We start from the raw sequence: 13,503 nt of genomic DNA on the forward strand, positions 1-13,503 counted from the left end.
AAAGGGTTGTCTAAAAAAGTGCCGATGCCAGCTGCCACTGTAGCCGGGCTGGGGCGCAGGCGATGCAATGCGCGGCAAACGAATGCGGTGGTTCAGCCGCGGTAGTAGCGCGCGGGGGTGAAAGGCATGGCACGCACCTCCATCGGCACGGCCTTGCCGCGCACGATGGCGTTCAAGCGCGTGCCGATGGCCGCGAATTCAGGGACGACGTAGCCCATGGCCACGGGCTCGTTCACCGTGGGGCCGAGCAGGCCGCTCGTGACTTCGCCGATCTTCTGGCCGTCGGTACTCTGCAGTTCGGTGTGCTCGCGCACGGGCACGCGTTCCAGCGCCACGAGGCCGACGCGCTTGCGTTGCAGGGTGGCGGGGTTGTCGATCTGCGCGAGGATCTTGTCCGCGCCCGGAAAGCCCCCCGCCCGTGCGCCGCCGGTGCGGCGCACCTTCTGGATGGCCCAGTTCAGGGCCGCTTCGGGCGGGGTGGTGGTGGTGTCGATGTCGTTGCCGTACAGGCACAGGCCCGCTTCCAGGCGCAGCGAGTTGCGCGCGCCCAGGCCGATGGGTTTGACTTCGGGCTGGGCCAGCAGTGCGCGCGCCAGGGTGTCGGCCTGGGCTGCGGGCACCGAGATTTCAAAGCCGTCTTCGCCGGTGTAGCCGCTGCGGGTGACGAAGCAGTCGCAGCCCGCAATGTCGAACGCGCCGCCGGTCATGAACACCAGCTGGTCCACACCCGGCGCCAGGCGGGCGAGGGCGGTGACCGCCTGCGGGCCTTGCAGCGCCAGCAGCGCATGGTCGGGCATGGGCACCACCTGGCAGCGCTGGCCGATGCGGGCCTCTATGTGGGCGATGTCGCCCACCTTGCAGGCGCCGTTGACGATGACGAACAGGGTGGGCTCGCCTTCGACCGTGCCCTGGTTGAAGAACATCAGGTCGTCGATGACCGTGCCCTCATCGGTCAGCAGCAGGCCGTAGCGCTGCTTGCCCACGGGCAGGTCGATCACATCGACCGGCATCAGGGTTTCGAAGGCGGCCGCAGCGTCCGGGCCGACGAGCTTGAGCTGGCCCATGTGGGAGACATCGAACAGCCCCGCTGCGGTGCGGGTGTGCAGGTGCTCGGCCATGAGGCCGGCCGGGTACTGCACGGGCATGGAATAGCCGGCGAACGGCACCATGCGGGCGCCCAGCTCGATGTGCAGTGCGTTCAGGGGCGTGGTGAGCAGGGGAGCGGTGGCTGACATGGCGGGCTTCTCAGGACAAGGCAAATGAAAGCCGCAGCCTGTACCAGGCCACGGTATTTGCCCTGCTGTCCGCTTTACCTGAGAGATTCACCGCAGCGCCCTGGCTGGCCGTGCGGCTTGCTCCTTCGGTGGATGGGTGCCGCGGTGGGTATGGTGTGCCCGGCGGTCCATCTCTCTCCAGCAAGGAAACGCCCGCATCACTGCGGGCGGTTGCCAGTCCTTTTGCCTGAGCGTTCGGGTTGTCCCTGCGCCTTCGGCGGCCCCCGCGAAGGGGGCTCTCTCCTGACGGGCGCCAGTATATCCGCTGGCGCGTGGCACCCCCGCTGGAAAGCCCCGCTACTTGATGAACCCCCACACCTTCGGCAGCCAGGTGGACAGTTGCGGGATGAAGGTCAGCATCACCAGCACCACGCCATGCGCCCACAGGAAGGGCACCAGCTCGCGCACCAGTTGCGACATCGGCACGCGCGAGACGTTGCAGGTGACGAAGAGTAGCCCTCCGACCGGAGGCGTGATCATCCCGAGCGTGAGGTTGTAGATCACGATCATCGCAAAGTGCACCGGGTCCACGCCCAGCTTCACTGCCACGGGCGCGAGGATGGGCGCAAGCACCATCACCCCCGGCAGCGGCTCGATGAAGATGCCGAACAGCAGCAAGAAGATGTTGACGATGATGAGGAACATCCAGGGCGACAGGTTCATGCTGATGAGCCACTCGGCCATCTGCTGCGGAATGCCCTCGATGGTCAAAATCCACGCGAATGCGGCCGACAGCCCGATGATGATCAGCACCGACGCCGACAGCAGGGCCGAGCGCGCGAGGATGTCAGGCAGCGCCTTCCACTGCAGCGTGCGGTAGACGAACTTGCCGCACACCAGCGCGTAGAACACGGCCACGACCGAGGCCTCGGTGGGCGTGAACCAGCCCGCGCGCATGCCGCCCAGGATCACCACGGGCAGCAAGATGGCGGGCAGCGCCTTCCAGGTGGTGGTCAGGATCTCGGCCATGGGCGGCATCTTGCCGTCGCCCTTGTAGTTGCGCTTCTTCGACACATGGAAGTTCACGATGCACATGGCCACCGCGATCAGCAGGCCCGGCAGCAGGCCGGCCACGAACAGCGCACCCACCGACACCGTTTCATCCTGCAGCGCATAGATGATCATGATGATGGACGGCGGAATGATGGGCCCCACGATGGCAGTGGACGCGGTGAGCGCCGCTGCATACGAACGGTCGTAGCCCGCCCTGTCCATCATGCGGATCAGCATCGAGCCCGGGCCGGCCGCATCGGCCAGCGCCGAGCCCGAGATGCCCGAAAAGAACGTCAGCGACACCACGTTGGTGTAGCCCAGCCCGCCACGCTTGTGGCCCACAAACTGGCCTGCGAAGCGCAGCAGTACCTCGGTCAACGACCCGCCGCTCATGAGCTCGGCCGCCAGAATGAAGAACGGTACGGCCATCAGCGGAAAGCTGTCGATGCCGGTGAAGGTCTCCTTGAGCAGCACCATCAGCGGGTAGCTCTCGGCCAGGATCAGCGTGGCCGCGGTGGCCAGGCCCAGGGCAAACGCCACCGGCACGCCGATGGCCAGGAACAGGCAGGCCGAAACGATGAGGATGATGGACGCGCTCATAGGGAGGCACTCGCATTAGCGTCGAAGTGCTCATCGGCCGCGAAGGTGCGGTCGAGCACATAGCCACGCACGACGAACGCAAAGTGCACGATGAGCAACACCCCGCCGATCAGCATGGCGCTGTAGATGTAGGCGAAGGGCACCTGCGTCACGGCCGTCATCTGGAACATGGTGCGCTGCATGTACAGCCAGCCGTACCAGACCATGAAGCCGAAGAAAGCGAACAGCAGCGCGGCCACCACCGCGCGGATGGCAATGCCGCCGGCGCGGGGCAGGGCGTCCTGCAGGTTCTCCACCGCAATGTGGCCGCCGTAGCGCAGCACCGGGCCCGCGCCCAGGAAGGTCAGCCAGATCATCATGTGGCGCGAGACCTCTTCAGCCCACTCCAGCGAGTTGTGGGTTACGTAGCGCATCACCACGTTGGTGAAGATGATGATCGACATGGCCGCCAGCAGCAGGATCAGCGCCCAGCGGTTGGCGGCAAGGAAATAGCGTTCGAAGGCTTTCACGGTGTTGTTCTCGGTTCTGGCTGAAAGCGAAAAAAAACCGTTCGGGCTGAGCTTGTCGAAGCCTTGCGCGGCGCTTCGACAGGCTCAGCGTGAACGGTTGGAGTTTGTCTGCTCGGGTTAACGAACGTCCTGGATCTTCTTGATGTTGTCGGCCCCGAACTCCTTGGCATAGCCCACATACGCCGGCTTGAGCGCTTCGCGGAAGGCTGCGCCGTCCACCGTCTTCGTGACCTTCATGCCTTGCGATTCAAGCAGCGCTATGCCGTTGTTCTCATCGTCGTTGACCTTCTTGCGCTGCGCCACCGAAGCGCTCTTGGCGGCGTCGGTGAAGACCTTCTTGTCGGCATCGTTGAGCTTGTTCCACACCTTGGGCGAGAGCAGCAGAAGCGCGGGCGAGTACACGTGGCCGGTCAGCGACAGGTGCTTTTGCACCTGCGAGAACTTGGCCGACAGGATCACCGGGATAGGGTTCTCCTGGCCGTCCACCGTGCCCTGCTGCATGGCACCGAACAGCTCGGGGAAGGCCATGGGCGTGGGCAGGATGCCGAAGGTGCGGTAGCCGTCCATGTGCACCTTGTTCTCCATGGTGCGCATCTTCAGGCCCTTGGCGTCCTCGGGCTTGACGATGTCGCGCTTGCTGTTGGTCATGTGGCGAAAGCCGTTTTCGGTCCAGGCCAGCGCGATGATGCCCTTGCTCGGGAACTTGGTCAGGATGTCCTGGCCGATGGGGCCGTCCATCACCTTGCGTGCATGGTCGTAATCGCGGAACAGGAACGGAATGTCCACGATCTTCACTTCGGGCACGAAGTTGCCCACAGGGCCGGTGGAGGTGTTCACCAGGTCCTGCGTGCCGAGCTGGATGGCCTCGATCTGCTCGCGCTCGCCGCCCAGCGCCGAGTTGGGAAAGTACTGGCACTTGTAGCGCCCCTGCGTGCCTTTTTCGACTTCATCGCAGAACACCTTGGAGCCCACGCCATAGTGCGAATCGGGCGCCGTGGCGTAGCCGATCTTGAGCGTCGTGGTCTGCGCGCCGGCCGTGGCGATCAAGCCGAACGCAAGGCCCAGGCCCGCGGCGAGAGAAGTCAGTTGCATGGTGTCTCCTGTATATGTGGTTCTTGCCGTGGTCGCCTGCGTACCTGTCGCTGGAGGCTTCGCGCAGCCAGTGCCACGGACTCAAAAATTATGGCGCTGCAACATGCCGCAGGGCATCGGGGTTTGTGCTGGTAAGCGTGCTTACTAAACAAGGCAGTCGCCACGGGCTTCGCGGCACCAGTGCACGCGTCGCGCGGGCGACAGGACAGGTGAAGGCGGGCGGCGCCATGGAAGTCGGGCTGGCGTGCGGCGAGGTGCCGCTCTGATGGAGCGGCACCGGCCCGTGATGTGAGACTCCGCGGCGGGTGCCCGTGGCGCGGTGAGTCGGTGAAGCGCAAGGGCGTGTGCCGCCACTGCCGTCTTGCCAAGTGCCCCGGTCCGGCGGTAACCGGTCCGGGGCCCTGTCAGTTCGTGCGCTCCGGTAAGAACGCCTTGATGGATGAAGTATGCGCGGCAAGGCTCAGTAGTTCTTGCTGTTCTTTGCTTCAAAAGTCGGCTGTTGCAGAAAATCCTTCTGTATTTGCGCAGTTCAAGGAATAATCCGCAGCATGGACCGTTTAGACAGAAAAATTCTCGCTGTGCTGCAGGGCGACGCGCGCGCCAGTCTGCAGGAGATCGGGCAGGCCGTCGGCCTGAGCCCTTCGCCGTGTTGGGGTCGCATCAAGAAGATGGAAGAGGCCGGTGTCATCCAGGGCTACACCGTGCGGCTCAACCCGCAGGCGCTGGGCCTGTCCGACACGGTGCTGGTGCAGGTCACGCTCGACAGCCACTCGGACAACACGCTGGAGAAGTTCGGCGAGACGCTGGCCAGCATTCCGGAGGTGATCGAAGCCCACCTGGTCTCAGGCGACTACGACTACCTGCTGCGCGTGGTGGTCAAGGACACGCGCGACTACGAGCGCCTGCTGCGCGAGAAGCTCTACAAGATCAAGGGCATACGCCACAGCCGCTCGAGCTTCGTGCTGCGCACGCTGAAAAAGGCCGACATGCCGCTCTACGTGGACTAAGGCCTAAGGCGCTGGCACGTTCGCTGCTCTGCGGGCTGGCACAGGTGCAGAATCCAGCCGCCGCACACACCGTCCACACCGCCAGTACGGCGCCACACACCATGAACCTGCGTTTCGTCGAAGCCTTCTATTGGGTCGCCTCTCTGCGCAGCGTGACGCGCGCCGCCGAAAAACTGTTCCTCACCCAGTCGGCCATGTCCAGCCGCGTGGCGGCGCTGGAGGAAGAGCTGGGCGTGCTGCTGCTGGACCGCAGCGACAAGCGCTTCAAGCTCACGGTGGCGGGCACGCGGTTTCTGACCTATGCGAAGCGCATGCTGGAATTGCAGCGCCAGCTGAAGGCCGAGATGGGGTCGGGCGGGCCGATGGAGGTGTCCATCCGCCTGGGCGCGATCGAGTCGGTGCTGCACTCCTGGCTGATTCCGTGGATCGAGCAACTGCGCAAGGACAACCCGGCGCTGGAGCTTGAACTCACCATGGAAACCACGCCCGTGCTGCTGGACCAGATCCGCCGCGGCGCGCTGGACACGGTGTTTGCAGCGCTGCCGGCGTCCGCCGAAGGCATCCGCACCCAGGCCCTGGCGCCCATGGAGATGGTGTTCGTCGGCAACAGCAAGTTGCACCGCAAGCGGCGCTACGCGCTGGCGGATTTTGCCGAGATGGACATCCTGACCTTCCAGCGCGGCTCGCACCCGCACGTAACGTTGCTGGATGCGCTGCGCCAGGCCCAGGTGGAGCCGCGCCGCGTGCACACCATCTCGTCCATCTCGGCCATGGTGCAGTTGGTGCAGGGCGGCTTCGGCATCGCGACCTTGCCGCGCCACGCCGTGCAGCGGCTGCTGGCGTTTCCGGACCTGCGGGCGCTGGCCTGCGACACGGAGTTGCGGCCCTTGCCCATCCACCTGAGCTACCGCGAAGACCCGTCCACCCCGGTCGACAGCGTGGTGCGCTCGGCCATGGCGTTCCTCGAACTGCAGTCCGAACGCACCAAGGTGCGCGCCAAAACCTGAAGCCAAGCTGACGGACGGCGCGTCTCCCGCGTCGCCACGGCGGTGGCCTGCGCGCTGCGCAAGCCTTTGGGGTGCGCTGCGTGGCTGCCGCGCGCACTCTCCAATGGTCTCCATCGCGTTCCAGTGCCTGCTGTTGGTGCATGCCATCGGCACGCACAAGCCCGGGTGCGGCCGGCATCGTCTGGATGGCGCGCCATCACCATCGGCCACAAAAGCCCGCCGCACGGGGCTTGCGGCGGTATCGGCCAGGCGCGCGACGGTGCGGATTCCAGGGGCCTAGGGTTTTCACTGAGCACCAAGTTGGGTGAAGTGTGCTCCAGCGTAGTGCATCGAAAAAATCGATGAAGTGAGAGAAAATTTTTGAATTTGCCAGTGCTCGCACCCCGCCAACACAATCCTCCCATCGTCATGCATTTGACATTTTTCGATGCGAGGAAACACGGTGGAACCGGAAGCAAAAAACACACTGGCAGCCTTCGGCCCTGAGGGCCACGGCGACGCAGCCCATGTGCGCGGCGTCATTCGCAAAGGGCTGTGGACCCTGCACACCAGTGGCTTGGCGCATGGCCATGTGCAGGGCAACCTCGTCATCCTGCCCGAGGCGCTGGCCGGCGACTTCCTGCGCTTTTGCCAGCGCAACCCCAAGCCCTGCCCGGTGCTGGCCGTGGGCGAGCCCGGCCAGGTGGGCCTGCCCAGCCTGGGCGAGGACATCGACATCCGCAGCGATGTGCCGATGTACCGCGTCTGGCGCCACGGCGAGCTCAAGGACGAAGTCGCCGACATCACGGACCTGTGGCGCCCCGACCTGGTGACCTTCGTGCTGGGCTGCTCATTCTCGTTCGAGCATGCGCTGCAGGAGGCCGGCATCCGCCTGCGCCACATCGACGAGAGCCGCAACGTGGCGATGTACCGCACCAACATCGCGACCGAGCCTGCCGGTCCCTTCAGCGGCGCCATGGTCGTGTCCATGCGGCCCATGCCCGCGGCCGATGTCATCCGGGCGGTGCAGGTCACCTCGCGCTTTCCCAACGTGCACGGCGCGCCGGTGCACATCGGCGACCCGTCGCTCATCGGCATCAAGGACCTGGCCCGGCCCGACTACGGCGACGCGGTGGAGCTGGCCCCCGGCGACATCCCTGTCTTCTGGGCCTGTGGCGTCACCCCCCAGTCGGCCATCCTGACCGCGCAGCCTGCGTTCTGCATCACGCATGCACCCGGGGCCATGTTGGTGACCTCGTTGCTCAACCACCACCTCGCGTCTTTCTGAGTTCTTCACCCCGCGACGAATCCTTCAACCTTTCAAAGGAGTATCTGAGATGAAAAAGACCCTCTGGGCCCGTGTGGCCGCGGCTATCGGTGGCGCCTGCATGACCTTGGCCGCCCATGCGCAGCAGGAAGTCAAGATCGGCGTGATCTACCCGCTGACCGGCACCGGCGCGGCCGTGGGCGCCGAGCTGCGCAGTGCGCTGGAGCTGGCCGCCGACATCGTCAACAACGGTGCTCCCTCGGTCCCCAACCTGCCGTTCGCGGCTGGCAAGGGCCTGCCCAACCTCAAGGGCGCCAAGATCAAGCTCGTGTTCGCCGACCACCAGTCCAACCCGCAGATCGGCGCGACGGAAGCCGAGCGCCTGATCACCCAGGAAAAGGTGGTCGCCCTGATCGGTTCGTACAACAGCAACGTCACGGCCACGGCCAGCCAGGTGGCCGAACGGGCCGGCATTCCGTTCCTGAACCCCGAGTCGTCCTCGGCCTCGCTCACGCAGCGCAACTTCAAGTGGTTCTTCCGCACCACGCCGCATGACGATCTGTTCGTGCACAACGCGTTCGAGTTTTTGAAGGAGTTCGAGGCCAAGCGGGGCATCAAGCCCAAGGTGATCGCATCGCTCAACGAGAACGGCTTGTGGGGCGCCGAGACGACCAAGCTGCAGACCAAGCTGGCGACAGAGTTCGGCCAGAACATCGTCAAGCAGGTGTCCTACCCGGCCAAGACCACGCAGCTCACGTCCGAGGTGCAGACCCTGAAGGCGGCCAACCCCAACCTGGTGCTGCAGTCGTCCTATACGGCAGACGCCATCATGTCCATCAAGACGTACAAGGAACTGGGCTTCTCGCCGGACATGATTCTGGCCAACAACGCGGGGTTCACCGACACCGATTTCATCAGGACGCTGGGCAAGGATGCCGACTTCATCATCACCCGCGAGACCTGGGCGCTGGACCTGGCCACGCGCAACCCGATGATCAAGGAAGTGAACGACCTGTTCCAGAAGCGCTACAAGATCAACTTCACCGGCAACAGCTCGCGCACCTTCACCGGGCTGATGGTGATGGCCGATGCGATCAACCGTGCGGGCTCCACCGAGCCCGAGGCCGTCCGCACCGCGCTCACGCAGACGAACATCCGGGCCGACGACATCATCATGCCGTGGAAGGGCGTGAAGTTCGACACCTCGGGCCAGAACACGCTGGGCCGCGGCATCCTGGTGCAGATCATCGACGGCAAGTACCACACGGTCTGGCCCTTCAACATGGCGACCCGCGAAGTGGTGTGGCCCATGCCCAAGTGGGACCAGCGCAAGTGAAGGCCCCACGGGCTGAATCCTGAAAGAAAACCATGACTGCGGAAATTCTGTTTCAGACGCTGGCCTCGGGCGTGATGATCGGGTTGATATATGCGCTGGTTGCGATCGGATTGACCATGATTTTCGGGGTCATGGACATCGTTAACTTCGCGCACGGTGAGTTCCTGATGCTGGGCATGTACTCGGCGTTCTGGATGTTCTCGCTGTACGCGCTCGACCCCCTCTATACCCTGCCGCTCACGGTCCTCATGCTGTTTGCGTTCGGTGTGCTGCTGTACCAGTTCGTGATCGTGCGCATCATCAATGCGCCCATGCTCTCGCAGATCTTCACGACCTTCGGAATCATGATCTTGCTGCGCGGCGTGGCCCAGTTCTTCTGGAAGCCCGACTTCCGCTCCATCGAGAACTCGCTGGTCAGCGGCACCGTCAAGGGCTTCGGCGTGCAGGTCGGGCAGCCCCAGCTGGTGGCGGGCATCGGGGCCATCGTCATCACGGGCCTCATCTACTTCTTCCTCAACAAGACGCGCCTGGGAGCGGCGCTGGAAGCCACCGCGTCCGACAAGGAAGCCGCGCGCCTGATGGGCATCGACTCGCACAAGATGTTTGCGCTGGCCTGGGGCGTGGCAGCTGCCTGCGCCGGCGCTGCCGGGGTGCTGCTGTCGACCTTCTTTCCCATCTTTCCGGACGTCGGCGCGAACTTCATCCTGCTGGCCTTCGTGGTGGTGAACCTGGGCGGCTTCGGCAGCATCACCGGTGCGTTCTGGGCCGGGATTCTGGTCGGCGTGATCGAGGTGATGGGGGGCCTGTTGCTCGGGCCCCAATACAAGACCGCGGTGGTGCTGGTGCTCTTCCTCGGAGTGCTGATGTTCCGCCCGCAAGGCCTCATGGGCAAGGCGTGATCACCATGAAAAACTCAATCCTTATCGCAGCGCTGCTGCTGGCCACCCTGGCGCTGCCGTCCTTCGTGGATGCGTCGCACCTGAACATGGCCATCCTGGTTCTCATGGCCGCCCAGCTGGGCGTGGCGTGGAACATGCTCGGCGGCTACGCCGGGCAGGTGTCCCTGGGCCATGCCGCGTTCTTCGGGCTGGGGGCCTATACCTCCACGCTGCTGCTGCTCAAGTTCGGCGTCAACCCGTGGATCGGCGCGCTGATCGGCGGGGCCCTGTCGGCCTTGCTCAGCCTGGCGTTCGGCTGGTCGTGCTTTCGCTTGAAGGGCCACTACTTCGCCATGGCCACCATTGCCGTGGCCGAGCTGGTGCAGATATTCTTCAACGAGTGGGAATACGGCGGCGCCGCCGTGGGCCTGTACGTGCCCATGGACAAGCAGGGCTGGCTGTGGATGAACTTCGCCACCAAGCTGCCGTACTACTGGCTGGCGCTGGGCCTGCTGGTGCTGACCCTGGCCGCCAACTGGTGGGTGGAGCGCAGCTACCTGGGCTACTACTTCCGGGCCATCAAGGACGAGCCCGATGCTGCGCGCAGCGTGGGCATCAACATCGCCCGCTACAAGCAGGTCGCCTTGTCGCTGAGCGCCTTCTTCGCGGCGCTGGGTGGCAGCCTGTATGCCCAGAAGGAGCTGTTCATCGACCCGGGCTCGGTGCTGTCCACGGCGCTGTCGATCAAGATGGCCCTGGTGGCTATCCTGGGCGGGGTGGGCACGCTGTTCGGTCCGGTGGTGGGTTCCATCGTGCTCACCAGCATCGAAGAATTCACACGCATCGTCTTCGGTGGCACGGGCCGCGGTACGGACGTGATCATCTACGCCACCATGATCATCCTGATCGCCGTGTACTACCCCATGGGCATTCTCGGATGGGTCAAGAGCTTCAAGGAGCGGCGGGCGGCCCGTGCCGACGCATCGCGCCAGGTGGCCGAGCATGCAGCAGGCGCTGCACCCATGCAGTCGGCAAAGGGAGAGGTCTGATGAAACTGCTCGAAGTCAAACAAGTCAGCAAGCGCTTTGGCGGGCTGACCGCCAACCAGGACGTCTCGTTCGATGTGGACAAGGGCACCGTCGTGGGCCTGATCGGTCCCAACGGCGCGGGCAAGACCACCATGTTCAACTGCGTAGCGGGCTACTTCGCACCCACCGAGGGCAGCATCCTGCTGGGCGGGCGCAACATCGCCGGCCTGCCGCCCGAGGCCTGCGCCCGGGCCGGCGTGGCGCGCACTTTTCAGGTGGCGCGCAGCTTCACCAGCATGACGGCGTGCGAGAACGTCATGACCGGCGCCATGCTGCTGCAGCACAACGTGGCCAAGGCCCGCGTTTCGGCGATGCAGTGGCTGGCGTTCGTCAACCTGCACCGTTTTGCCGACAAGCCTGCGGGCAGCATGACCATCAGCGAGCAGCGCCGCCTGGCGGTGGCCCGCGCGCTGGCCACCGAGCCGCAGATATTGCTGATGGACGAAGTGATGGCGGGATTGAACCCGTCCGAAGTGCGCGAAGCCGTGGACGTGGTGCTCAAGATCCGCGAGCGGGGCATCGCCTGCCTGATCGTGGAACACGTGCTCGAGGGCATCATGCCCATCGCCGACAAGATCGTGGTGCTGGACCGGGGCGTGAAGATCGCGGAGGGCACGCCGAAACAGGTCTCCAGCGACCCGCACGTCATCTCCGCCTACCTGGGAGACGAATGAAAATGCTCGACATCCAAAACCTCAAGGTCTGCTACGACGACGTGCTGGCCATCTCGGACGTGAGTCTTACCGTGGGGGCCGGCGAGATCGTGGCCCTGGTGGGCGGCAACGGCAACGGCAAGTCCACCACCTTGCGCGCGGTGGCAGGCCTCAACGCTGCCGCAGCGGGCGACGTGTCCTTCAACGGCCAATCCATCGGTGGGCTGCCAGCCCACAAGCGGGTGTCGCTCGGGCTGTCGCTGGTGCCCGAAGGGCGCCGGCTGTTCCCGCGCCTCACGGTGCTGCGCAATCTGGAGCTCGGGGCGTTCACCCGCACCGACAAGCACGAGGTGGCCAGCAGCATCGACGAGATGCTCGGGCTGTTCCCCATCCTCAAGGAGCGTGCGACGCAGCTTGCCGGCACCATGAGCGGCGGCGAGCAGCAGATGCTGGCCATCGCCCGCGGTCTGATGGCGCGGCCTAAGCTGCTGATGCTGGACGAGCCTTCCTGGGGCATCGCGCCCAAGTTCGTGACCAAGGTGCTGGACGTCATCCAGCAAATCAACGCCAAGGGTGTCTCCATCTTGCTGGTGGAGCAGAACCTGCACAAGGCGCTGGCGATTGCCCACCGCGGCTATGTGATCCAGACCGGGCGCATCGCCATGGAAGGCCCCGCCCAGACGCTGCTGCACGACGAAGGCGTCAAGAAGGCGTACCTGGGCCTTTGAGCTCGCGCGTCCGCGCGCCTGCGTGCCCCACCAGCCACGACCCATCTGCCACGCCCCGCCAGCCAGTCGACCCACCTGCCAGGAGTTCCTGTGAAAACTATTTGGATGACCGCACTGTGTGCGGCGGGGATGGGCTGCGCCTTCGGTTTGCAGGCCCAGGCCCAGACCCCGGTGCAATGGAAACTGGCCACGGGCTACCGCGCCGAGTCGTTCCACACGCGCAACCTGGTGCAGTTCGCACAAGAGGTGCAGACCGCGTCCGCGGGCGCCCTGCACATCGAGGTGCACGCCAACAACACGCTGGCCAAGCTGGCCGACATTCCTGCGGCAGTGCAGGGCGGCAAGGTCCAGGCAGGCGAGACCATCATGACCAGCCTCGTGGCCGAGATGCCCATCGCAGGGGCCGATGCCGTGCCCTTCGTGGTGCACAGCTATGCCGACGCGCGGCGCATGTGGGGACTGCAGCGGCCGCTGATCGAGGGGCATTTCGCGCGCAAGGGGCTCAAGGCCCTGTACGCGGTGCCGTGGCCGCCGCAGGGGTTGTTCTCCGTGGCGCCCGTGAAGTCGTCCGCCGACTTCAAGGGCACCCGCATGCGCACCTACAACCCCGCCACCGTTCGCATTGCCGAGCTGCTGGGCGCCACGCCGGTGGACGTGCCCATGGTCGAGGTCAACAAGGCGCTGGCCGGCGGGCAGCTCGACTCCATGATCACCTCAGCCCTCACCGGCGTGGAGAACCAGGTCTGGGGCCAGATCCGCCAGTACTACGGCATCGACGCGTGGTTCCCCAAGAACATCGTGTTCGTCAACCAGCAGGCGTTCGACGCGCTGCCGCCACCCGTGCGCCAGGCCGTCACCAAGGCGGCAGCCGAGGCGGAGACCCGCGGCTGGGCGATGAGCGAGGCCATCGCGCAGGAGTCGGTCGGCGAACTGCAGCGCAAGGGCATCAAGGTGGAGCGCCCCACCGCCGAGCTCAACGCCGAACTCAAGCGGCTGGGCGAACGCTTCTCGCGCGAGTGGGTGCGATCGGTGGGCAGCGAGGCCAACCAGCTTTTCATTCCGTACTACACGCAGCGCTGAAAGGCGCTGCGG

General features: G+C 65.1%; 13 protein-coding genes and 2 riboswitches. Of the genes, 9 read left to right on the forward strand and 4 right to left on the reverse strand.

Annotated features, from left to right (window positions below; genetic code table 11):
* Positions 1–92: 92 nt before the first annotated feature.
* The 4 genes from gcvT to ASF16_RS15040 form a co-directional block, all read right to left on the reverse strand.
* Positions 93–1,235 (reverse strand): glycine cleavage system aminomethyltransferase GcvT, encoded by a 1,143-nt coding sequence (gcvT, locus tag ASF16_RS15025; protein ID WP_056168531.1) that lies wholly within the window; start codon positions 1,233–1,235, stop codon positions 93–95.
* Between the two features lie 55 nt (positions 1,236–1,290).
* Positions 1,291–1,426, reverse strand: a riboswitch (glycine riboswitch).
* A gap of 13 nt (positions 1,427–1,439) precedes the next feature.
* A riboswitch (glycine riboswitch) is annotated at positions 1,440–1,530 on the reverse strand.
* A gap of 41 nt (positions 1,531–1,571) precedes the next feature.
* A complete protein-coding gene (locus tag ASF16_RS15030; RefSeq protein WP_056168535.1) occupies positions 1,572–2,867 on the reverse strand; it encodes a TRAP transporter large permease in 1,296 nt (431 codons plus the stop codon).
* On the reverse strand, positions 2,864–3,376 hold the full coding sequence (locus ASF16_RS15035; RefSeq protein ID WP_056168538.1) for a TRAP transporter small permease: 513 nt from the start codon (positions 3,374–3,376) through the stop codon (positions 2,864–2,866). Before ASF16_RS15035 ends, ASF16_RS15030 begins: the two co-directional genes overlap by 4 nt.
* Positions 3,377–3,493: 117 nt before the next feature.
* On the reverse strand, positions 3,494–4,468 hold the full coding sequence (locus tag ASF16_RS15040; protein WP_056168540.1) for a TRAP transporter substrate-binding protein: 975 nt from the start codon (positions 4,466–4,468) through the stop codon (positions 3,494–3,496).
* Positions 4,469–5,016: 548 nt separating this feature from the next.
* On the opposite strand from ASF16_RS15040, the gene ASF16_RS15045 reads away from it, so the two are divergent.
* The 9 genes from ASF16_RS15045 to ASF16_RS15085 all read left to right on the forward strand — a co-directional run bounded on the left by ASF16_RS15045 (position 5,017) and on the right by ASF16_RS15085 (position 13,491).
* A complete protein-coding gene (locus ASF16_RS15045) occupies positions 5,017–5,475 on the forward strand; it encodes an Lrp/AsnC family transcriptional regulator (RefSeq protein ID WP_056168542.1) in 459 nt (152 codons plus the stop codon).
* 101 nt (positions 5,476–5,576) lie between these two features.
* Entirely contained in the window at positions 5,577–6,482 is a 906-nt protein-coding gene (locus ASF16_RS15050) for a LysR family transcriptional regulator (protein WP_056168545.1), read from the forward strand.
* Between the two features lie 508 nt (positions 6,483–6,990).
* Positions 6,991–7,749 carry a putative hydro-lyase gene (locus tag ASF16_RS15055; RefSeq protein WP_056169316.1) on the forward strand — a complete coding sequence of 253 codons (759 nt, stop codon included), beginning with the start codon at positions 6,991–6,993 and terminating at the stop codon, positions 7,747–7,749.
* Positions 7,750–7,798: 49 nt separating this feature from the next.
* On the forward strand, positions 7,799–9,064 hold the full coding sequence (locus ASF16_RS15060; protein WP_056168547.1) for an ABC transporter substrate-binding protein: 1,266 nt from the start codon (positions 7,799–7,801) through the stop codon (positions 9,062–9,064).
* 32 nt (positions 9,065–9,096) lie between these two features.
* Complete coding sequence (locus ASF16_RS15065) at positions 9,097–9,963, forward strand: branched-chain amino acid ABC transporter permease (RefSeq protein WP_056168550.1); 867 nt, start codon at positions 9,097–9,099, stop codon at positions 9,961–9,963.
* A gap of 5 nt (positions 9,964–9,968) precedes the next feature.
* Positions 9,969–10,991 carry a branched-chain amino acid ABC transporter permease gene (locus ASF16_RS15070; protein ID WP_056169318.1) on the forward strand — a complete coding sequence of 341 codons (1,023 nt, stop codon included), beginning with the start codon at positions 9,969–9,971 and terminating at the stop codon, positions 10,989–10,991.
* The gene (locus ASF16_RS15075) at positions 10,991–11,704 is read left to right on the forward strand and encodes an ABC transporter ATP-binding protein (protein WP_056168553.1); all 714 of its coding nucleotides are present in this window, start codon (positions 10,991–10,993) and stop codon (positions 11,702–11,704) included. The genes ASF16_RS15070 and ASF16_RS15075 overlap by 1 nt, the downstream gene beginning before the upstream one ends.
* Positions 11,705–11,706: 2 nt before the next feature.
* On the forward strand, positions 11,707–12,411 hold the full coding sequence (locus ASF16_RS15080; RefSeq protein ID WP_056168556.1) for an ABC transporter ATP-binding protein: 705 nt from the start codon (positions 11,707–11,709) through the stop codon (positions 12,409–12,411).
* Positions 12,412–12,501: 90 nt separating this feature from the next.
* On the forward strand, positions 12,502–13,491 hold the full coding sequence (locus ASF16_RS15085; RefSeq protein WP_235507386.1) for a TRAP transporter substrate-binding protein: 990 nt from the start codon (positions 12,502–12,504) through the stop codon (positions 13,489–13,491).
* The last annotated feature ends 12 nt before the right edge of the window (positions 13,492–13,503 follow it).

Source organism: Acidovorax sp. Leaf78 (assembly GCF_001422735.1).
Lineage (GTDB): Bacteria > Pseudomonadota > Gammaproteobacteria > Burkholderiales > Burkholderiaceae_C > Acidovorax.

Excerpts from the sequence above, each read along its gene's own strand:
- ASF16_RS15050 (WP_056168545.1), top strand. The coding sequence starts at position 5,577 with ATGAACCTGCGTTTCGTCGAAGCCTTCTATTGGGTCGCCTCTCTGCGC.
- ASF16_RS15030 (WP_056168535.1), bottom strand. The coding sequence starts at position 2,867 with ATGAGCGCGTCCATCATCCTCATCGTTTCGGCCTGCCTGTTCCTGGCC.
- ASF16_RS15065 (WP_056168550.1), top strand. The coding sequence starts at position 9,097 with ATGACTGCGGAAATTCTGTTTCAGACGCTGGCCTCGGGCGTGATGATC.
- ASF16_RS15080 (WP_056168556.1), top strand. The coding sequence starts at position 11,707 with ATGCTCGACATCCAAAACCTCAAGGTCTGCTACGACGACGTGCTGGCC.
- gcvT (WP_056168531.1), bottom strand. The coding sequence starts at position 1,235 with ATGTCAGCCACCGCTCCCCTGCTCACCACGCCCCTGAACGCACTGCAC.
- ASF16_RS15075 (WP_056168553.1), top strand. The coding sequence starts at position 10,991 with ATGAAACTGCTCGAAGTCAAACAAGTCAGCAAGCGCTTTGGCGGGCTG.
- ASF16_RS15040 (WP_056168540.1), bottom strand. The coding sequence starts at position 4,468 with ATGCAACTGACTTCTCTCGCCGCGGGCCTGGGCCTTGCGTTCGGCTTG.
- ASF16_RS15060 (WP_056168547.1), top strand. The coding sequence starts at position 7,799 with ATGAAAAAGACCCTCTGGGCCCGTGTGGCCGCGGCTATCGGTGGCGCC.
- ASF16_RS15070 (WP_056169318.1), top strand. The coding sequence starts at position 9,969 with ATGAAAAACTCAATCCTTATCGCAGCGCTGCTGCTGGCCACCCTGGCG.
- ASF16_RS15045 (WP_056168542.1), top strand. The coding sequence starts at position 5,017 with ATGGACCGTTTAGACAGAAAAATTCTCGCTGTGCTGCAGGGCGACGCG.